Annotated in this window: 1 pseudogene; it reads left to right on the top strand. The window is 67.5% G+C overall.

What is annotated here, in order from left to right:
- Positions 1 to 788 (top strand): annotated as a pseudogene (locus A5696_RS29010) (magnesium-translocating P-type ATPase); the annotation flags it as partial.

Genomic DNA, 788 nt, shown 5'->3' on the forward strand with positions numbered 1-788 from the left:
ATCCTGCTGGCCGGCACCGCGATCGTCTCCTACTTTCTCGGCGACAGCATGCAGGCGATCATCATCGGCGTGATCCTGGCGGCCAGCATCGGCTTGGGGTTCGTCAACGAGTATCGGGCCGAGCGGGCCGCCGCCGACCTGCACGCGGCCGTGCACCACAACGCCGTGGTGCGCCGCGACTCGAAGTTCGTCACGATCGGCGTCACCGACCTGGTGCCCGGTGACGTGGTCCGCCTGTCGCTGGGCGAGGCCGTGCCCGCCGACGTCCGGCTGATCGACGTCACCGGCCTGGAATGCGACGAGAGCATCCTGACCGGCGAGTCGACGGGCTCGGAGAAATCGCCGCAGCCTGTGCCGGCCGGCGCCGAGCTGGCCGAATCGACCGACCTCGCTTTCATGGGCACCATCGTGAGCGCCGGGGAGGGCACCGGGGTGGTGTACGCCACCGGCAGGGATGCCGAATTCGGCCGCATCGCAGCGGGTTTGGACAAGCGCCAACCCGAGACCGATTTCCAGGTGGGGCTGCGCCGGTTCTCCTACCTGCTGCTGCAGGTCGCGATCGCGCTGATGGTGGTCATCCTGGTCAGCAACCTGCTGCTGCACAAGCCGATCATCGATTCGGTGCTGTTCTCGCTGGCGATCGCGGTCGGCATCACGCCGCAGCTGATGCCCGCGGTGGTCAGCACCGGCCTGGCGACCGGCTCGCGGCAACTGGCCAAGGCCAAGGTCCTGGTCAAACGCCTGGTCTGCATCGAAGACTTCGGCGACATCGACATCCTGATCACCGA

Source organism: Mycobacterium sp. E2699 (assembly GCF_001666745.1).
Taxonomy (GTDB): Bacteria; Actinomycetota; Actinomycetes; order Mycobacteriales; family Mycobacteriaceae; genus Mycobacterium.